Origin of the sequence: Streptomyces sp. NPDC126510 (assembly GCF_040302345.1) — a bacterium.
Taxonomy (GTDB): Bacteria; Actinomycetota; Actinomycetes; order Streptomycetales; family Streptomycetaceae; genus Streptomyces.
This window is the reverse complement of record NZ_JBEORR010000015.1, coordinates 143725-162480: the sequence shown is the minus strand read 5'-3', so window position 1 is coordinate 162480 and position 18756 is coordinate 143725. Positions and strand designations below refer to the sequence as shown.

General features: G+C 71.6%; 16 protein-coding genes. 14 read left to right on the top strand and 2 right to left on the bottom strand.

Translation table 11 applies throughout. From position 1 onward, the window contains the following. Positions 1-312: 312 nt before the first annotated feature. Positions 313-1146, bottom strand: a complete 834-nt coding sequence (locus tag ABTX60_RS22675; protein WP_352098812.1) for an HAD family hydrolase — start codon at positions 1144-1146, stop codon at positions 313-315. Between the two features lie 583 nt (positions 1147-1729). Between ABTX60_RS22675 and ssd the strand changes: the two genes are divergently transcribed. The 7 genes from ssd to ABTX60_RS22640 all read left to right on the top strand — a co-directional run bounded on the left by ssd (position 1730) and on the right by ABTX60_RS22640 (position 6755). Further along, a complete protein-coding gene (gene ssd / locus ABTX60_RS22670; protein WP_352098811.1) occupies positions 1730-2833 on the top strand; it encodes a septum site-determining protein Ssd in 1104 nt (367 codons plus the stop codon). Next, positions 2830-4038: a TadA family conjugal transfer-associated ATPase gene (locus ABTX60_RS22665; protein WP_352098810.1), complete on the top strand. Its 1209-nt coding sequence runs from the start codon at positions 2830-2832 to the stop codon at positions 4036-4038. The genes ssd and ABTX60_RS22665 overlap by 4 nt, the downstream gene beginning before the upstream one ends. Then, positions 4035-4907, top strand: a complete 873-nt coding sequence (locus ABTX60_RS22660) for a type II secretion system F family protein (protein ID WP_352098809.1) — start codon at positions 4035-4037, stop codon at positions 4905-4907. The genes ABTX60_RS22665 and ABTX60_RS22660 overlap by 4 nt, the downstream gene beginning before the upstream one ends. Beyond that, positions 4904-5695, top strand: coding sequence for a type II secretion system F family protein (locus ABTX60_RS22655; RefSeq protein WP_352098808.1), 792 nt, complete (start codon positions 4904-4906; stop codon positions 5693-5695). Before ABTX60_RS22660 ends, ABTX60_RS22655 begins: the two co-directional genes overlap by 4 nt. 70 nt (positions 5696-5765) lie before the next feature. Beyond that, a complete protein-coding gene (locus ABTX60_RS22650; protein WP_352098807.1) occupies positions 5766-5975 on the top strand; it encodes a DUF4244 domain-containing protein in 210 nt (69 codons plus the stop codon). After that, positions 5962-6321, top strand: a complete 360-nt coding sequence (locus ABTX60_RS22645; protein WP_351627280.1) for a TadE family type IV pilus minor pilin — start codon at positions 5962-5964, stop codon at positions 6319-6321. The genes ABTX60_RS22650 and ABTX60_RS22645 overlap by 14 nt, the downstream gene beginning before the upstream one ends. Before the next feature lie 2 nt (positions 6322-6323). Then, complete coding sequence (locus tag ABTX60_RS22640) at positions 6324-6755, top strand: Rv3654c family TadE-like protein (RefSeq protein ID WP_352098876.1); 432 nt, start codon at positions 6324-6326, stop codon at positions 6753-6755. Here the strand turns inward: ABTX60_RS22640 and ABTX60_RS22635 are convergent. Further along, the gene (locus tag ABTX60_RS22635; protein WP_352098806.1) at positions 6640-9174 is read right to left on the bottom strand and encodes a DEAD/DEAH box helicase; all 2535 of its coding nucleotides are present in this window, start codon (positions 9172-9174) and stop codon (positions 6640-6642) included. The genes ABTX60_RS22640 and ABTX60_RS22635 overlap by 116 nt on opposite strands. A gap of 78 nt (positions 9175-9252) precedes the next feature. Between ABTX60_RS22635 and bldG the strand changes: the two genes are divergently transcribed. The 7 genes from bldG to topA all read left to right on the top strand — a co-directional run bounded on the left by bldG (position 9253) and on the right by topA (position 18706). Beyond that, positions 9253-9594, top strand: coding sequence for an anti-sigma factor antagonist BldG (gene bldG, locus ABTX60_RS22630; protein WP_003991900.1), 342 nt, complete (start codon positions 9253-9255; stop codon positions 9592-9594). Positions 9595-9713: 119 nt separating this feature from the next. Next, positions 9714-10151 (top strand): ATP-binding protein, encoded by a 438-nt coding sequence (locus tag ABTX60_RS22625; RefSeq protein ID WP_352098805.1) that lies wholly within the window; start codon positions 9714-9716, stop codon positions 10149-10151. A gap of 273 nt (positions 10152-10424) precedes the next feature. Then, the gene (locus ABTX60_RS22620; RefSeq protein WP_352098804.1) at positions 10425-12830 is read left to right on the top strand and encodes a sodium-translocating pyrophosphatase; all 2406 of its coding nucleotides are present in this window, start codon (positions 10425-10427) and stop codon (positions 12828-12830) included. A gap of 193 nt (positions 12831-13023) precedes the next feature. After that, on the top strand, positions 13024-13614 hold the full coding sequence (locus ABTX60_RS22615) for a small secreted protein (RefSeq protein WP_352098803.1): 591 nt from the start codon (positions 13024-13026) through the stop codon (positions 13612-13614). Positions 13615-13682: 68 nt separating this feature from the next. Further along, positions 13683-15221, top strand: coding sequence for a DUF7059 domain-containing protein (locus ABTX60_RS22610; protein ID WP_352098802.1), 1539 nt, complete (start codon positions 13683-13685; stop codon positions 15219-15221). A gap of 210 nt (positions 15222-15431) precedes the next feature. Beyond that, positions 15432-15629 carry a hypothetical protein gene (locus ABTX60_RS22605; protein ID WP_352098801.1) on the top strand — a complete coding sequence of 66 codons (198 nt, stop codon included), beginning with the start codon at positions 15432-15434 and terminating at the stop codon, positions 15627-15629. A gap of 245 nt (positions 15630-15874) precedes the next feature. Continuing rightward, on the top strand, positions 15875-18706 hold the full coding sequence (gene topA / locus ABTX60_RS22600) for a type I DNA topoisomerase (protein ID WP_352098800.1): 2832 nt from the start codon (positions 15875-15877) through the stop codon (positions 18704-18706). Positions 18707-18756: the final 50 nt, after the last annotated feature.

Genomic DNA, 18756 nt, shown 5'->3' with positions numbered 1-18756 from the left:
GCGGCGGTACGAGTTCTCGTACCGCCGCTGGCATGAGCATCGGGTTACCAAGCGTCCTCGATATGTGCCCATCAGGTCGGGAGCTCTGCCCGTCCCCTGGTGCGGCTGGCCCGTATTCGACGGGTCGACGTCGCGTGGGTGCCCGGTGTTCATGCTCGGTCCGTGGGGCCAAATGCGTAAAAAGGTGATCCTCTCGGATGTCCTTGGTCTCGCGGGCCGTTGAGTCCTTTGTACTCCTGCCCCGCGGTAAGCGGAAGTCCAGGCCCTGCTTCTTTACTTTCGGGTTCACACAGGAAGGGCGATCGCCACAGGTCAAGCGACCGTCGACCGACGCCGGTTCGCATACCAGACGAGTCCCGCGGTGGCCGCGGCGGCGCCTATCGCGGCGACCGCGACGAGTGCCGGGCGCGGCGGTACGGAGAACGCGGGGATGCGCTGCTTGAGCCGGACCGGGCGGTGGAAGTCGAGGATCGGCCACCCGCGCGCGAGGGCCTCGCGGCGCAGTGCCCTGTCCGGGTTCACGGCGTGCGGATTGCCGACGGATTCCAGCATCGGCACATCGGTCGCCGAGTCGCTGTAGGCGTAGCAGCGGCTGAGGTCGTACCCCTCGGACTCGGCTAGCTCCCTGACGGCCTCCGCCTTGGTCGGGCCGTACGCGTAGTACTCCACCTCGCCGGTGAAGCAGCCGTCGTCTCCCACGACCATGCGGGTGGCGACCACGCGGTCCGCGCCCAGCAGCTCGCCGATCGGCTCGACCACCTCCGCGCCCGACGTGGACACGATCACCACGTCACGGCCGGCGGTGTGGTGCTCCTCGATGAGGGAGGCGGCCTCGTCGTAGATGATCGGGTCGATCAGGTCGTGCAGCGTCTCGGCGACGATCTCCTTGACCTGCCGCACGTTCCAACCACGGCACAGGGCGGAGAGATATGCGCGCATCCGCTCCATCTGGTCGTGGTCGGCGCCGCCGGCGAGGAAGACGAACTGGGCATATGCGGTGCGCAAGACGGCCCGGCGGTTGATCAGACCGCCTTGGTAGAACGACTTGCTGAACGTGAGCGTGCTCGACTTCGCAATGACCGTCTTGTCCAGGTCAAAGAAGGCGGCTGTGCGGGGCAAGGAGTGGTTTTCCACGCCCCAGAGCATAGGGGCAGCCCATTCGGCGTAAGGTGGGGCGCGTGGGTTTGCCTGAGAAGGCTCTCGGGTACACCATGGAAGTCACGGATCGTTCGCGACCGTGCTAACCCGGCCCGACTCCTCCCCCCCCGAGTCGGCCGTGGGGACGACCCCCGCTCTCCCCCCCGGCGGGGGTCGTCGCATGTCCGGGTGGGTTTTCCCGTCTTCGCGCGGCCTGAAGGCTTCTCTGCTACGGCTCTCGTGTGCAGCGTTGTCATGCTCATGGCTTATCACGGTGTGTAGCCGTCGCGCTGCTCTGTGAGGCCTGTGCGCAGGGCCCGCGTGGCTCACCGGTATGGGTGATGGCGCTATTCACAACTCCCGGGACGTCCACAGTTATCCACCAAGATCCACACGATTTCCGGGATCGCTGCACCTTGATTCCGACGCGTCCCGCTCGCGGCGAGTTCATGGCCGGTTCCGAGTACCCGGGGGCGTTTGGCCGGATTCTGTCGGCCGTTCACAGGGAGGCCGCTTGTCGGCTCTTCCGACCTATGGGAATCGCGGGGCCGCAGGGGTCGCGCGAGTCGTGCAGCGAAGGGGGTTGAAAGCCGTGGCCGGGACCGTCACACACGATCCGCCGTCGGCCGCCGGAGGGCGGCAGGGAGGGCCGCTGATCGTCACCGAGGACACCGAACTCCTCGACGATCTGCTGCGCTTGTGCGCGGCAGCCGGCGCCACACCCGAGGTGCACCACGGGGTGCCGGAGCGCAGAGGCAGCTGGGAGGCCGCACCGCTCGTCCTGGTCGGCGACGACGCCGCGCGGCGGGTTCGCGGGGCCGCGCGCAGAAGGGGCGTCGTCCTCGTCGGCCGGGACCAGGACGACTCCGGGGTGTGGCGGCGGGCCGTCGAGATCGGCGCCGAGCACGTCCTGATGCTGCCCGACGGCGAGCAGTGGCTGGTCGACCGGATCGCCGACGTGGCCGAGGGCGTCGGCCGGCCCGCCCTCACCGTCGGCGTCATCGGCGGCCGGGGCGGGGCCGGAGCGTCCACGCTCGCGTGCGCCCTCGCCGTCACCTCCGCGCGGGAGGGACTGCGCACCCTCCTCGTGGACGCCGATCCGCTGGGCGGCGGACTCGATGTACTCCTCGGCGGTGAGACGGCCGAAGGACTGCGCTGGCCCGCCTTCGCGTCCTCGCGCGGACGGGTGGGCGGCGGAGCCCTGGAGGAGTCGCTGCCGGAGCTGCACGCACTGCGGGTGCTCAGCTGGGACCGCGGCGATCGGATCGCGGTCCCGCCGCAGGCGGTGCGCGCGGTGCTCGCGGCGGCCCGGCGCCGGGGTGGCACCGTCGTGGTCGACCTGCCACGCCGGATCGACGACGGCGTCGCCGAGGTCCTCTCCCAGCTGGATGTGGGCGTGCTGGTGGTGCCCGCCGAGCTGCGGGCCGTCGCGGCCGCGGGGCGGGTCGCCTCGGCGGTCGGCATGGTTCTCCGGGACCTGCGGGTGGCGGTCCGCGGGCCGTACCCGCCGGGGCTCGACGACCGCGAGGTGGCCCGGCTGCTCGGACTTCCCCTGGTCGGTGAGGTGCCGGCCGAGCCGGGGCTGTCGCGCCCGGACGAGGGCATGGCACCCCCGGGTGCCGCCCCGCGCGGACCGCTGGCCCGGTTCTGCAAGGAGTTCTGGGAGCGCGCGCTCGTCGAGGCGGGTACGGCATGAGCACCCTGGCCGGGCTCGAGGGCGCGGCGCTGCTGGACGGGGTGCGGCGGTGGCTGGCCGAGAGCGGGGCAGAACCGACCCCCGCGCGCGTGGCGCAGGCCCTGCGGGAGCAGGGACGGGTCCTCGGGGACACCGAAGTCCTGGGGGCCGCCGCGCAGTTGCGGTCCGAACTGGTCGGAAGCGGACCGCTGGAGCCGCTCCTCGCCGATCCGGCGGTGACGGACGTGCTGGTGTCGGCCCCGGACCGGATCTGGGTGGACCGGGGCGGCGGACTGGAGCTGACGCGGGTGCGGTTCGCGGACGCGGCGGCCGTGCGACGGCTCGCCCAGCGTCTCGCCGCCGTGGCCGGGCGACGCCTGGACGACGCCCGGCCCTGGGCCGACGCCCGGCTGCCCGACGGGACGCGGCTGCACGCGGTGCTGCCGCCGGTGGCCGTGGGCTGCGCCTGCCTGTCGCTGCGGGTCGTGAGGCCGCGCGCCTTCACGCTCGGCGAGCTGGTCGCGGCGGGCACCGTGCCGCCGGGCGGGGACCGCATGTTGCGCGCCCTGCTCGACGCCCGGCTGTCCTTCCTCGTCAGCGGCGGCACGGGCACCGGCAAGACCACGCTGCTGAGTGCCCTGCTGGGTCTGGTGGGGCCGGGGGAGCGGATCGTCCTCGCCGAGGACTCGGCGGAGCTGCGGCCCGACCACCCGCACGTCGTGCGACTGGAGACCAGACCCGCCAACCAGGAGGGCGCGGGCCTCGTCACCCTGGAGGACCTGGTGCGCCAGGCGCTGCGGATGCGGCCCGACCGGCTGGTCGTGGGCGAGGTGCGCGGGCCCGAGGTGGTGCACCTGCTGGCCGCGTTGAACACCGGCCACGAGGGCGGCTGCGGGACCGTGCACGCCAACGCCGCCGCCGATGTACCGGCCCGGCTGGAGGCGCTCGGCACGGCCGCGGGGCTCGATCGGGCCGCACTGCACAGCCAGTTGGCGGCCGCCCTCTCCGTGGTGCTGCACCTGGTGCGCGACCGGGCCGGGCGACGGCGGATCGCCGAGGTGCACGTGCTGGAGCGGGACGCGTCGGGCCTGGTGCGGACGGTGCCGGCGCTGCGGTGGGGAGCGGAGGCGTTCGTGCGCGAGCGCGGCTGGGAGCGGCTGAGGGGGCTGCTGCGGGGCGGAACGCAGGAGATCGAGCCGGGTGCTGACGAGGGAGGAGAGGCATGACGGGGGCGCCTGAGATGACGGTGGGTGCGGCCGTGGCGTGTATGGGGGCGGCTGTCTGGCTGCTGGCCGAACGGGAGGAGACGGCACGGCGGGCGCGGTTGCTGCTCGCGGAGGGCGGCCCCGTCGGGAGAGGGCCCCTCGGCTGGCGACGCACGGCCGGTGAGCTGCGGCGCGTCCGTGGACGGCTGCGGGCCGAGTGGTGGTCGGCGGTGGCCGGGCTGGTGCTGGCGGTGCTCGGGACGTCGGTGCTGCCGGTCGTCCTGGGGGCGGCCGGGGTGCCGCTGCTGAGGCGGGCCAGGCTGGCCGGCCGGGCCCGGCGGGACCGAGAGCGCCGGACCGACGCGGTGATCGCGTTGTGCGGGGCGCTCGGCGGCGAGGTGCGGGCCGGACGCCAGCCGGGTGAGGCGCTGCTCCGGGCCGCCCGGGACTGCGGCGGACTCGCGGAGGCGCAGTCCACGGTGCTGGCCGCGGCGCGGTTCGGCGGTGACGTGCCGGACACGCTCGCCACGGCGGCACGGCAACCGGGCGCCGAGGGCCTGCGCGGACTCGCGGCGTGCTGGCGGGTGGCCGTGGACCAGGGCGCGGGGCTCGCGGCCGGACTCGACCGGCTCGCCGCCGCCCTGCGCGCCGAACGCGACCAGCAGTGCGACCTCCGGGCCCAGTTGGCGGGAGCCCGGGCCACGGCGGTGATGCTGGCCGGGCTGCCTGCTCTGGGGCTTCTCATCGGAACCGCCCTCGGGGCCGACCCCCTCCACGTCCTGCTGCACACCGGGGCGGGTCTGGGCTGTCTCGCGGCCGGCGGGGCGCTGGAGGGCCTGGGGCTGTGGTGGGTGCGGCGGATCGTGCGGGGCGCGGAGGCGGCGGCATGAGCGGGGACGTCGTCCACAGGCTGGGGGCGGCCGTGGGGATCGTGCTGGCCGCCGGATGGCTGGCGCGCCGGCTGGTGCAGGCGCGTCGCCGTCGGAGAATGCGCCGGCGACTGGCCGAGCTGTCAGTGGTGCGCGAAGCGACTGGTCCCGCCCAGCGGCCGGCATGGCGTGCGGCCGCACGGACCTGGCCGGCTCCGGTGGGTGTGGCGTGCGCCGGATGGGTGCTGATCGGAGGCCTCGCCGGGGCCGCCGTGGGACTGGCCGGGGCGGTGGGGGTGTGGCGGTGGCGGCTGAGCCGGGAGGCGGCCGACGCGGACCCGGGCGCCCTCGACCTCGCGGAGGCGGCGCGGCAACTTCCCCTCGCCGCCGACCTGCTGGCGGCCTGCATCGCGGCGGGCGCCGGCCCGGTGATCGCGGCACAGGCGGTGGGTGAGGCCTTGGGCGGACCTGTCGGCGACGCCCTGGCCCGAGGTGCGGCGGAGGTGCGGTTGGGCGGCGAACCGGGCTCGGCCTGGCGGCGGTTGGGCGCCGTGCCGGGCGCCGAAGGGCTGGCCCGGCTGCTCGAACGCGCCGATGTGTCCGGGCAGCCCGCGGCAGTGCCGGTCGCCCGGCTCGCCGCTGAGGCCCGGGCCGACTGGGGCCGAGCCGCCACGGCCAGGGCCCGTCGAGCGGGCGTGACGGTCAGCGCCCCGGTCGGCTTGTGCTTCCTGCCCGCGTTCATCGCGGTCGGTGTGCTGCCCGTGGTGATCGGACTCGCGGGCGGGGTGCTCGGAGGGGGTGGTGGGTGACGCGGCGACGGAATGGGAGCAAGTGAGCGACAAACGATGGTGGTTCGGACTCTTTCCTACGGGGGTTGAGATGTATCAGGCGGTACGGGCACGGCTGTGTGCCCTGGTGTGCGGGATGCGCGCGGCGAGGCGGGACGGGGGGATGGTCACGTCCGAGTACGCGATGGGAATCGTCGCGGCGGTCGCGTTCGCCGTGGTGCTCTACAAGGTCGTCACGAGCGGCGCGGTCAGCGCGGAACTGCAGAAGATCGTGAAGGACGCCCTCAGTGCGCGGATGTGAGCGGGGCGCGGACCGGGGGTTCGTCACGGCGGAGTCGGCCGTGGTGCTGCCGGTGCTGGTGATGTTCGCGATGGCGCTGGTGTGGGGGCTGCTGGTCGTGGCCGCGCAGATCCAGTGCGTGGACGCGGCGCGGACGGGCGCGCGTGCGGCGGCCCGGCAGGACCCGCCCGGCGCGGTCGTGAAGCTGACCCGCGAGGCGGCGCCGCCCGGCGCGAAGGTGACGGTCAGCCGGGACGCGGAGCACGTCCGGGTGACCGTCGTGGCCGAGCCGCCGGTGCTGCGGGGCCTGTCCTTCGCCGTGCGCGAGGAGGCCGTGGCGTCGGTGGAGGAGGCGGTGGGCACGTGAGAGTGCGCCGAGCGGTGGTGGGGTCGGACAGGGGCTCCGCCACCGTCTGGAGTGTCGGGGCGATCGCCGTTCTGTGCGTGGTGTTCGGCGTCGTCCTCGCGCTCGGGCAGGCCGTCGTCGTCCGGCATCGCGCGGCGGGCGGGGCGGATCTCGCGGCGCTCGCCGCGGCGGACCACTGGGCCGAGGGCGGCACGACGGCCTGCGCCCGAGCGGGACGGGTGGCCCGGGCGCAGGGCGTACGGCTGGTGCGGTGCGAGGTCGCCGGGGATGTTTCCGACGTGACGGCGGCGTCGGGCCGGGGACCGTTCACGGCGGAGGTCAGGGCGCGGGCGGGGCCTCCGACGGCTCCGCTGGCGCTCTCGGCGGCTTCGGAGGAGAAGGCGCCTCGTCCCCCGGCTCCTTCTCCACCGGCGCCCCTTCCAGCAGCACCGTGAGGAGCCGCACCGCCCCCCTCTTGTGCAGCGGGTCGTTGCCGTTGCCGCACTTGGGGGACTGGATGCAGGACGGGCAGCCGGCGTCGCACTCGCAGGACGCGATGGCCTGGCGGGTGGCGGTCAGCCAGGTGCGGGCGGTGTGGAAGGCGCGCTCCGCGAAGCCCGCACCGCCCGGGTGGCCGTCGTAGACGAAGACCGTGGGCAGGAGCGTGTCGGGGTGGAGCGGGATCGAGACGCCGCCGATGTCCCAGCGGTCGCAGGTCGCGAAGAGGGGCAGCAGGCCGATCGACGCGTGTTCGGCGGCGTGCAGGGAGCCGCCGAGGATCTCCGGGTTGATCCGGGCGCGGTCCAGCTGGTCCTCGGTGACGGTCCACCACACGGCGCGGGTGCGCAGCGTACGGGGTGGGAGGTCGAGCTTGGTCTCGCCCAGGACCTCACCCGTCATGAGCCGGCGGCGCAGGAAGGAGACGACCTGGTTGGTGACCTCGACGGAGCCGTAGCAGAGGCGGCCGTCGCCCCAGGGGATCTCCACGTCCGTCTCCAGGACGGATATGGACGTGGTGTCGCGGGCGACCGTGGAGTAGGGCGGGGCGGCCTCCTCGACGAGGGCGACGGAGTCCTCCAGGTCCAGCGACCGCACCAGGTACGTGCGGCCCTGGTGGAGGTGGACGGCCCCCTCGTGCACCGTCGAGTGCGCGGCGCCGGCGTCGACCGTGCCGAGCAGCCGGCCCGTGCCGGTCTCGACGACCTGGACCGGACGCCCGCCCTCACCGCGGATGTCCGTCAGGTCGGCGGCGCGCTCGCGGCGGGTCCAGTGCCAGGCCCGGGTGCGGCGGCGCAGCAGCTTCGCGGCCTCCAGCTGGGGCAGCAGGCCCTCGCTGGCCGGGCCGAACAGGCCGAGGTCCTCGTCCGTCAGGGGCAGCTCCGCCGCTGCCGCGCACAGGTGCGGGGCCAGCACGTAGGGGTTGTCGGGGTCGAGGACGGTCGATTCGACGGGCTGGTCGAAGAGGGCTTCGGGATGGTGGACGAGGAAGGTGTCCAGCGGGTCGTCGCGGGCGACCAGGACGGCCAGCGCCCCCTGCCCGGACCTTCCGGCCCGGCCCGCCTGCTGCCAGAGGGACGCCCGGGTGCCCGGGTAGCCGGCGATGACCACCGCGTCGAGGCCGGAGATGTCGATGCCGAGCTCGAGGGCGTTCGTCGCGGCGAGGCCCAGGAGTTCACCCGAATGGAGGGCTTGTTCGAGAGCGCGGCGTTCTTCCGGGAGATAGCCGCCCCGGTACGCGGCGACACGCCGGGCCAGAGACCGGTCGACCTCGGCCAGACGCTCTTGGGTAATGACCGAGATCAGCTCGGCGCCGCGCCGGGAGCGGACGAAGGCGACCGAGCGCACCCCCTGCACGGTGAGGTCGGTCAGCAGGTCGGCGGCCTCGGCGGTGGCCGTGCGGCGGACGGGGGCGCCCTTCTCGCCGTGCAGCTCGGTCAGCGGCGGCTCCCAGAGGGCGAACACCAGTTCACCGCGTGGGGAGGCGTCGTCGGCCACCTCCAGCACCGGCAGGCCGGTGAGGCGGCGGGCGGCCACCGAGGGTTCCGCTGCCGTCGCCGAGGCCAGCAGGAACACGGGCGACGCGCCGTAGCGGGCACACAGGCGGCGCAGCCGGCGCAGCACCTGGGCGACGTGTGAGCCGAAGACACCGCGGTAGGTGTGGCACTCGTCGATGACGACGTACTTCAGCGACTTCAGGAAGGAGGACCAGCGGGGGTGGGAGGGCAGGATGCCCCGGTGCAGCATGTCCGGGTTGGTCAGGACGTAGTTGGCGTACTGGCGGATCCACTCGCGTTCCTCGAACGGAGTATCGCCGTCGTACACGGCTGCGCGCACCGAATGGCCCAGCGGGTGTGAAAGTTCCTTCACCGACCGGCACTGGTCCGCCGCGAGCGCCTTGGTCGGAGCGAGGTAGAGGGCGGTCGCACCACGGCCGTTCGGGGCCTCCGCGCCCTCCAGAAGGGTGGACAGGACCGGCACGAGGTAGGCCAGGGACTTGCCGGAGGCCGTGCCGGTGGCGACGACGACGGACTCGCCGTCCAGGGCGTGCTCGGCCGCCCGTGCCTGGTGGGCCCAGGGATGCTCGATGCCCGCCGCCCGCACGGCCGCCACGACCTCCGCGCGGATCCGGTCGGGCCAGACGGCATGCCGACCCTCACGCGGGGGCAAGTGCTCCGTATGAGTAATGCGCGAAGCCCTGCTCGGACCGGACGCGAGCCGGTCCAGGACCGCGCCCGGCGCGGGCCGGGAGGCGGGGTCCGTCGGGGTTCGATCGGATCGGTGATTCTTGGCCATCGGCACCGAGTGTGTCACTGGAGTGACGGACAATGGAGCCAAGGCGTCGTGCACGCCTGCCGGTAAGTGATTGAATGCCATCGCGGCTGGCGAAGCGTCCAGGGGCTGAAGCCGAATGCCCCAAGGGCGACCGCTCGATAGCAAGGTGCTGGAGGATCCGTGGACCTGTCCCTGTCGACCGAAACCATGGGCGATCGCACGATCGTCAGGGTCGGTGGCGAAATCGACGTATATACCGCGCCCAAGCTGCGCGAGCAGTTGGTCGAGCTGGTGAACGACGGCAGTTTCCACCTTGTCGTCGACATGGAGGGCGTGGACTTCCTCGACTCCACCGGACTCGGCGTACTGGTCGGCGGCCTGAAGCGCGTGCGGGCCCATGAGGGCTCCCTGCGCCTGGTCTGCAACCAGGAGCGCATTTTGAAGATCTTCCGTATCACCGGCCTCACCAAGGTGTTCCCGATTCACACCTCGGTCGAGGAAGCGGTTGCGGCCACCGACTGACGCCGGTCCCGGGCCGTGTGCCCGGGACGGCCGATGGTCGGCGAAAGAAGACCGAGGGGGCCCGGGCTTCGGCGGCCCGGAGCCTCGCACCAGCACGCCCGTAGTCGCGAGGGGGATGCATGGCCACCGTTGAGCTCCGCTTCAGCGCGCTGCCCGAGCACGTCAGGACCGCCCGGCTGGTGGCGGCAGCGGTGGCGCGCAGGGCCGGAGTGGACGAGGCCGTCCTCGACGAGGTCAGGCTCGCCGTCGGCGAGGCGTGCAGCCGGGCCGTCGGGCTGCACCAGGCCGTCGGGATCTCGGCACCGGTGAAGGTGCTGCTGATCGAGGAGGAGAAGCAGTTCTCCATCGAGGTCGGCGACGAGGCCCCGCACGCGGTGGCCGGCGAGCGCGCCCCCGGCGCGGGACCCGGCGACCCCGACGGCGAGGCCGACGAGGACGAGATGGGCCTCGCGGTCATCAGCGGACTCGTAGACGACGTCGAGGTCAGCGCGGGCGAGCACGGCGGGCTGATCAAGATGACGTGGCCGACCACGCCGCCGCCGACGATTCTGGTCTGACACCGCCACCGAACACACCCGTTCTTCCGGAGGGCCCCACTCGTGGGGCCCTTCGTCGTGTGCGGGTGTCAGTGGTCGCCTTTACAGTAGTTGCTGTGCCGTTCAACGCGTGAATTCGTTCACGATCATTCGCGCGCTCACGGCAGTCCCAGAATGCTTTCAGGGCATTACCTCGGAAGGCCAATTCCGTTTATCGGGCTCTGTTTTGATCAGGTTCCGGTACCTACAATCCCGTCCACATCTTGAGCTCAGCCCAAGCGTCAAGGAGGACGAATGGCGGGGCTTTCTCTCTCACAACAGTCGGGCCATCCCACAGACCTCGCAGCCGCCGTGCTGACCGATGGCAACCGCGTTCTCATCGTGGTCATCGCGGTCGTCGCACTGGCGGCGCTGGCGGTCGCGGGCGTCCTGGTGCGCCAGGTGCTCGCGGCCGGCGAGGGCACCGACAGCATGAAGAAGATCGCGGCAGCGGTCCAGGAAGGCGCCAACGCCTATCTGGCCCGTCAGCTGCGCACGCTCGGCGTATTCGCCGTGGTCGTGTTCTTCCTGCTCATGCTGCTGCCCGCGGACGACTGGAGTCAGCGTGTCGGACGGTCGGTGTTCTTTCTGATCGGAGCGGCGTTCTCGGCGGCCACCGGCTATATCGGCATGTGGCTCGCCGTGCGCAGCAATGTGCGTGTCGCCGCGGCGGCGCGTGAAGCCACCCCGGCTCAAGGCGAGCCGGAAAAGGATCTGACCGCGGTCTCGCACAAGGCGATGAAGATCGCCTTTCGCACGGGTGGCGTGGTCGGCATGTTCACCGTGGGCCTCGGCCTGCTCGGCGCCTCCTGCGTGGTGCTGGTCTACGCGGCCGACGCGCCCAAGGTGCTCGAGGGGTTCGGTCTCGGGGCCGCGCTGATCGCGATGTTCATGCGTGTCGGCGGCGGCATCTTCACCAAGGCCGCCGACGTCGGCGCCGACCTGGTCGGCAAGGTCGAACAGGGCATTCCGGAGGACGATCCGCGCAATGCCGCGACCATCGCCGACAACGTGGGCGACAACGTCGGCGACTGCGCGGGCATGGCGGCCGACCTCTTCGAGTCGTACGCCGTGACCCTGGTCGCCGCGCTCATCCTGGGCTCGGCGGCCTTCGGGAACGCGGGGCTCGGCTTCCCGCTGCTCGTGCCGGCGATCGGTGTGATCACCGCCATGATCGGCATCTTCGCGGTGGCGCCCCGGCGCGCCGACCGCAGCGGCATGAGCGCCATCAACCGCGGGTTCTTCGTCTCCGCGGTGATCTCGCTGGTGCTGGTGGCGGTGGCCGTCTTCGTCTACCTGCCGGGGAAGTACTCCGAGCTCGACGGCGTCACCGACTCCGCGATCCTGGGCAAGGACGGTGACCCGCGGGTCCTCGCGCTGATCGCGGTGGCCATCGGCATCGTGCTCGCCGCCCTCATCCAGCAACTGACCGGCTACTTCACCGAGACCACCCGCCGGCCCGTCAGGGACATCGGCAAGACCTCGCTCACCGGCCCGGCCACCGTCGTCCTCGCCGGTATCTCCGTCGGTCTCGAATCGGCCGTCTACACCGCGTTGTTGATCGGACTCGGTGTGTACGGGGCGTTCCTGCTCGGCGGCACGTCGATCATGCTGGCGCTGTTCGCGGTGGCGCTGGCGGGCACCGGCCTGCTCACGACGGTCGGTGTGATCGTCGCGATGGACACCTTCGGGCCGGTCTCCGACAACGCGCAGGGCATCGCGGAGATGTCCGGCGACGTCGAGGGCGCGGGCGCGCAGGTGCTCACCAACCTGGACGCCGTCGGCAACACCACCAAGGCGATCACCAAGGGCATCGCGATCGCCACGGCCGTGCTCGCGGCGGCGGCGCTGTTCGGGTCGTACCGCGACGCGATCATCACCGGCGCACGGGACGTGGGCGAGAAACTCAGCGGGGAAGGCGCCCCGATGAGCCTGATGATGGACATCTCGCAGCCCAACAACCTCGTGGGTCTCGTCGCAGGCGCGGCGGTCGTCTTCCTCTTCTCGGGATTGGCGATCAACGCCGTGTCGCGGTCGGCGGGTTCGGTGGTCTACGAGGTTCGCCGGCAGTTCCGTGAGAAGCCCGGGATCATGGACTACAGCGAGCAACCGGAGTACGGCAAGGTCGTCGACATCTGCACCAAGGACGCCCTGCGCGAGCTCGCCACGCCCGGTCTGCTGGCGGTGATGGCGCCCATCTTCATCGGGTTCACGCTCGGCGTCGGAGCGCTCGGGGCTTTCCTGGCGGGCGCGATCGGTGCGGGCACGCTGATGGCGGTGTTCCTCGCCAACTCCGGTGGCGCCTGGGACAACGCCAAGAAACTCGTCGAGGACGGCCACCACGGCGGCAAGGGCGGCGAGGCCCATGCGGCGACCGTGATCGGCGACACGGTCGGTGACCCCTTCAAGGACACCGCGGGCCCCGCGATCAACCCGCTGCTGAAGGTCATGAACCTGGTGTCGCTGCTCATCGCGCCCGCGGTGATCAAGTTCTCCTACGGGCCGGACAAGAGCATCGGCGTGCGGATCCTGATCGCCGTCCTGGCGTTCCTCGTGATCGCCGGGGCGGTGTACGTCTCAAAGCGGCGCGGAATCGCCATGGGTGACGAAGACAACGCCGGGTCGGAGCCCAAGTCCGCCGATCCGGCGGTGGTTTCGTAGGGAGGGTTCTTCGGCCCCAGTTCAAGGTGCGGGCGGACGGCACGCGTTGGCGTGTCGTCCGCCCGCGCCGTTTGGGTACACGCTCACGCGTGAGCCTTCTCTCGCTTGGTGCAAAAGGTTACAAAACGGTCTTAATAGACGTCTGGCGTGCGGTTGCCGTGCATCTGGCGTGTATGTTCCGGGGCCGAGAGCCATGGAAGGGACCAAACCGGTGAACAAGAAGCTCGCGGCCGCACTGTCCGGCGGTGCGGTACTGGTACTGGCGCTGTCGGGCTGCGGCGGCGACGACGGCAACGACAAGCTGGACTCCTGGGCCAAGCAGGTCTGCGACGCCGTCCAGCCGCAGGCCAAGAAGATCGAGTCGGCCAATGCCGCGATCCAGAAGGAGACCTCGGACAACAGCACGCCGAAGGACGTCCAGAAGACCGACGCACAGGCCTTCCAGGACATGTCCGACGCCTACAAGGCGATCGGGACCGCTGTGAACAAGGCCGGGGCACCCGACGTCGAGAACGGCGAGAAGAAACAGAAGGACGCGGTCAAGGAACTCAACGCGATCTCCGCCTCGTACGCCTCCCTGAAGAAGCAGGTCGACGAGCTCGACACCAAGGACCAGGGCAAGTTCGCCGACGGTCTGAAGGACATCGCCACCGAGCTGGACAAGCTGAGCCAGAGCGGGAACGACGCCCTCAGGAACCTGGAGGAGGGCGAGGTCGGCCAGGCAATGGCCCAGCAGTCCAGCTGCAAGGCGGCCACGGCGTCGGCGGGGGCCACCCAGAGCTGAGGGAGAACGAGCCACAGGGGCAGCCCGCCCCTGCACGGGCACGCGCGCCGGCCGTCCCGGCGGCCACAATGGGGGGCGTGAGTAACGCCAGCCAGACACCCCTGCCCCCGCTGCCCTCCTCCGACCGTCCCGAGGTCGCCGCCCGGCTCCGGGACGCCCTGCTCGCGGCCTCCTTCACCGCCGACGGACTGCTCGAACTGCTCGGCGCCCCCGCGTACGCGGCGCTCGCCCGGAGCGAGACCGTGCCCGCGCTCCGGGCGACCCGCGGGGACACGCCGCTGGAGACGCTCGTCCGGCTGTTCCTGCTCCAGCAGCCCGTGCCGCACGCACGCGTGGCGGAGGTCCTGCCCGTGGACGCCTGCCTGGAGACCGGCTGGCTGGCCCGGACCGGCGGGAACGACATCTCCGCGACGGTCGACGTCCGGCCCTACGGCGGTTCCGGCGGCGAGGACTGGTACATCGTGTCGGACCTCGGCTGCGCGGTCGGCGGCGCCGGCGGTATCGGCCGGCGGGACGAAGGAGTCGTCCTCGGAGTCGGCGGCGCCTCCACGACCCTCGCGGGCATCACCGTACGTACGCCCGTCGCCGCGGCACTCGACCTCGGCACCGGCTCCGGTATCCAGGCCCTGCACGCCGCGCAGCACGCCACGCGCGTGGTGGCCACCGACCTCAACCCGCGCGCCCTGCACATCACCGGCCTCACGCTGGCGCTGTCCGGCACCGCGGCCGCCGACCTGCGCGAGGGCTCCCTCTTCGAACCGGTCCGGGGGGACGAGACGTACGACCTGATCGTCTCGAACCCGCCGTTCGTGATCTCGCCCGGCGCCCGGCTCACGTACCGCGACGGCGGGATGGGCGGGGACGATCTGTGCCGCACGCTCGTTCAGGAGGCGGGGGAGCGGCTGAACCAGGGCGGGTTCGCGCAGTTCCTCGCCAACTGGCAGCACGTGGAAGGGGAGGACTGGCAGGACAGGCTCCGGTCATGGGTGCCCCGCGGGTGCGACGCGTGGATCGTGCAGCGCGAGGTGCAGGACATCAATCAGTACGCCGAGCTGTGGCTGCGGGACGCCGGTGACCACCAGGGCGACGCGGCGGAGTACCAGGCGCGGTACGACGCATGGCTCGACGAGTTCGAGGCACGCAAGGTGAAGGCCGTCGGCTTCGGCTGGATCACCCTGCGCAGAACGGACGCCGCCGTGCCCTCGCTCACGGTCGAGGAGTGGCCGCACCCGGTCGAGCAGCCGCTCGGCGACACGATCCGGGCCCACTTCGACCGGCTCGACCACCTGCGCGACCATGACGACGCCGCCCTGCTCGAAGGACACTTCCGGCTCGCCGCCGAGATCGTGCAGGAGCAGGTCGGGCTGCCCGGCGCGGAGGACCCCGAGCACGTCGTGCTGCGCCAGAACCGCGGCATGCGCCGGGCGACCCGGGTCGACACGGTCGGCGCGGGCTTCGCGGGTGTCTGCGACGGCACGATGAGCGCCGGCCGCATCCTCGACGCCATCGCCCAGCTGATCGGCGAGGACCCGGTGCTGCTGCGCGACCGCACCCCGGCCCAGATCCGGCTGCTGGTCGAGCAGGGGTTCCTGGAACCGGCCCGCTGAGGGGCGACCGCCGCGGGCGTCGAGGAGCCCCGCCAATAAATTCGAGTCGATTTGAACACCTCGACCGAAAGGGGTCACGAGGAAGCGGACGCCCTTGATCCACCGTCGTATGGCTCCGGCGTTCACCTCGGGTTCGCCTGCCCGCCGCCCACGCGTGTCAGCCTCCCGTCGCTGGGGAAGCACGACAGGGGAAAAGGGGCACGACGGGTCATGGAGAGCGAACCGGCGATCTTCGCGGGAGTGGTGTTCTCCCTGTTCGGAGGGGCACTGCTGGCCTGGACCGTGCTGCGCGTGCGCCGGCACCTGCCCGTCGCCGAGGGCGTGAGGCCGGCCCCCTCGGCGGCCCTCGCGAGCGTCGTCGCGGTGCTCGCCCTGGCGCTCGGGGCGTGGTGCTTCAGCCGCCTGTGAGGCCCGCGTCGGCGACGTAGCCGCCGGTGACCGGGTGGTCGCGCTCCGCACAGGGTCGAGCCAGGCCCCGATACGCCGGGCGGCAGGATCGGTGGTAGTCGGGTTACCGTTCGAGTGGCCGTTGCGGGCTTTTCCCGTTTGACACGGGGGCGGGATGTACCGTCACACTCCGCAGCGTCACCACGTACCCAGCCCCGGTAAGCGACTCCGGGGAGGCCCAGCGTCGACCGGAGAGAAGAGCGAAGTTGTCCCCGACCAGCGAGACCGCAGAGGGCGGCCGCCGACTCGTCATCGTCGAGTCGCCCGCCAAGGCGAAGACGATCAAGGGCTATCTCGGCCCCGGATACATCGTCGAGGCGAGCGTCGGGCACATCCGCGACCTTCCCAACGGCGCCGCCGAGGTGCCCGAGAAGTACACCGGCGAGGTCCGCCGTCTCGGTGTGGACGTCGAACACGACTTCCAGCCGATCTATGTGGTCAACGCCGACAAGAAGGCGCAGGTCAAGAAGCTCAAGGACCTGCTGAAGGAGTCCGACGAGCTCTTCCTCGCCACCGATGAGGACCGCGAGGGCGAGGCCATCGCCTGGCATCTCCAGGAGGTGCTGAAGCCCAAGGTCCCGGTCAAGCGGATGGTCTTCCACGAGATCACCAAGGCCGCGATCCAGGCCGCCGTCGCCAACCCGCGCCAGCTCAACCAGAAGCTCGTCGACGCCCAGGAGACCCGCCGCATCCTCGACCGCCTCTACGGCTACGAGGTCTCGCCGGTCCTGTGGAAGAAGGTCATGCCGCGGCTGTCCGCGGGCCGTGTCCAGTCGGTCGCGACCCGGCTCGTGGTGGAGCGGGAACGCGAGCGCATCGCCTTTCGTTCGGCTGAGTACTGGGACCTGACGGGCACCTTCGCGACCGGCCGCGCGGGAGACTCGTCGGACCCGTCGTCGCTGGTCGCGCGCCTGCAGACCGTCGACGGCAGGCGGGTCGCGCAGGGCCGCGACTTCGACTCCCTGGGACAGCCGAAGAGCGCGAACACCCTCCACCTCGACGAGGCGAACGCCCGCGCCCTGGCCGCCGCCCTGGAGCAGACGCGGTTCGCCGTGCGCTCCGTCGAGTCCAAGCCGTACCGCCGCTCGCCGTACGCCCCGTTCCGTACGACGACGATGCAGCAGGAGGCCAGCCGCAAGCTCGGCTTCGGTGCGAAGGCCACCATGCAGGTCGCGCAGAAGCTGTACGAGAACGGCTACATCACCTACATGCGTACGGACTCCACGACCCTGAGCGACACGGCGGTCTCCGCCGCCCGCGCCCAGGTCACGCAGCTGTACGGCGCCGACTACCTGCCGCCGCAGCCGAGGACGTACGCCGGGAAGGTCAAGAACGCGCAGGAGGCCCACGAGGCGATCCGCCCCTCGGGCGATCGTTTCCGCACTCCCGCCGAGACCGGACTGACCGGTGACCAGTTCAAGCTGTACGAGCTGATCTGGAAGCGGACCGTCGCCTCCCAGATGAAGGACGCGACCGGCAACAGCGTCACGGTGAAGATCGGCGGCACGGCGGCCGACGGCCGGGATGTCGAGTTCAGCGCGTCCGGCAAGACGATCACCTTCCACGGCTTCCTCAAGGCCTACGTCGAAGGTGCCGACGACCCGAACGCCGAGCTGGACGACCGCGAGCGCAGGCTGCCGCAGGTCTCCGAGGGCGACGCCCTGAGCGCCGAGGAGATCACGGTCGACGGGCACGCCACCAAGCCCCCGGCCCGCTACACCGAGGCCTCCCTGGTCAAGGAGCTGGAAGAGCGCGAGATCGGCCGTCCGTCGACCTACGCGTCGATCATCGGCACGATCCTGGACCGCGGCTACGTGTTCAAGAAGGGCACGGCCCTGGTGCCGTCCTTCCTGTCCTTCGCCGTGGTCAACCTCCTGGAGAAGCACTTCGGGCGGCTCGTCGACTACGACTTCACCGCGAAGATGGAGGACGACCTCGACCGCATCGCCCGCGGCGAGGCGCAGTCCGTGCCGTGGCTGAAGCGGTTCTACTTCGGCGAGGGCACGGTCAGCGGCGCCGCGGCCGACGCCGGCAACGGCGACGGGGACCACCTCGGCGGCCTCAAGGAGCTGGTGACGGACCTGGGCGCGATCGACGCGCGCGAGGTGTCGTCGTTCCCGGTGGCCAACGACATCGTGCTGCGGGTCGGCCGCTACGGGCCGTACATCGAGCGCGGCGAGAAGGACACCGAGCAGCACCAGCGCGCCGACATCCCCGACGACCTGGCGCCCGACGAGCTGACCGTCGACCTCGCGGAGGAACTGCTCGCCAAGCCGAGCGGCGACTTCGAGCTGGGGACGGACCCGGCCACCGGCCACGCGATCGTCGCCAAGGACGGCCGCTACGGCCCGTACGTGACGGAGGTCCTCCCCGAGGGCACCCCGAAGACGGGCAAGAACGCCGTCAAGCCGCGCACGGCGTCCCTGTTCAAGACGATGTCCCTGGACACGGTGACCCTCGACGACGCCCTCAAGCTGATGTCGCTGCCCCGTGTCGTCGGCGCCGACGCCGAGGGCCAGGAGATCACCGCGCAGAACGGCCGCTACGGCCCGTACCTGAAGAAGGGCACGGACTCGCGCTCGCTGCAGGCCGAGGAGCAGCTCTTCACGATCACGCTAGAGGAGGCGCTGGCGATCTACGCCCAGCCCAAGCAGCGTGGCCGGGCGGCCGCCAAACCGCCGCTGAAGGAGCTCGGCACCGACCCGGTGAGCGAGAAGCCGGTCGTGGTCAAGGACGGCCGCTTCGGCCCGTACGTCACGGACGGGGAGACCAACGCGACCCTGCGCTCCGGCGACAGCGTCGAGACGATCACCCCGGAGCGCGGCTTCGAGCTGCTCGCCGAGAAGCGCGCCAAGGGGCCGGCGAAGAAGACCGCCAAGAAGGCGGCCAAGAAGGCGCCGGCGAAGAAGACGACGACGGCCAAGAAGACCGCGGCGAAGAAGACCACGACCGCGAAGAAGACGACGGCGAAGAAGACCACCACCGCGAAGAAGACGGCCGCCAAGACGGCGACCGCCGCAAAGTCCGCGGAGGACTGAGCGACGGATCGTCCCGAGTCCGCGGAGGACTGAGCGACGGATTCGCCTCA

What these genes read in the sequence shown, in the direction of transcription:
- ABTX60_RS22675 (WP_352098812.1), bottom strand. Translation starts at nt 1,146, where the DNA reads ATGCTCTGGGGCGTGGAAAACCACTCCTTGCCCCGCACAGCCGCCTTC.
- ABTX60_RS22665 (WP_352098810.1), top strand. Translation starts at nt 2,830, where the DNA reads ATGAGCACCCTGGCCGGGCTCGAGGGCGCGGCGCTGCTGGACGGGGTG.
- ABTX60_RS22660 (WP_352098809.1), top strand. Translation starts at nt 4,035, where the DNA reads ATGACGGGGGCGCCTGAGATGACGGTGGGTGCGGCCGTGGCGTGTATG.
- ABTX60_RS22655 (WP_352098808.1), top strand. Translation starts at nt 4,904, where the DNA reads ATGAGCGGGGACGTCGTCCACAGGCTGGGGGCGGCCGTGGGGATCGTG.
- ABTX60_RS22650 (WP_352098807.1), top strand. Translation starts at nt 5,766, where the DNA reads ATGTATCAGGCGGTACGGGCACGGCTGTGTGCCCTGGTGTGCGGGATG.
- ABTX60_RS22635 (WP_352098806.1), bottom strand. Translation starts at nt 9,174, where the DNA reads ATGGCATTCAATCACTTACCGGCAGGCGTGCACGACGCCTTGGCTCCA.
- ABTX60_RS22625 (WP_352098805.1), top strand. Translation starts at nt 9,714, where the DNA reads ATGGCCACCGTTGAGCTCCGCTTCAGCGCGCTGCCCGAGCACGTCAGG.
- ABTX60_RS22620 (WP_352098804.1), top strand. Translation starts at nt 10,425, where the DNA reads ATGGCGGGGCTTTCTCTCTCACAACAGTCGGGCCATCCCACAGACCTC.
- ABTX60_RS22615 (WP_352098803.1), top strand. Translation starts at nt 13,024, where the DNA reads ATGGAAGGGACCAAACCGGTGAACAAGAAGCTCGCGGCCGCACTGTCC.
- ABTX60_RS22610 (WP_352098802.1), top strand. Translation starts at nt 13,683, where the DNA reads ATGGGGGGCGTGAGTAACGCCAGCCAGACACCCCTGCCCCCGCTGCCC.
- ABTX60_RS22605 (WP_352098801.1), top strand. Translation starts at nt 15,432, where the DNA reads ATGGAGAGCGAACCGGCGATCTTCGCGGGAGTGGTGTTCTCCCTGTTC.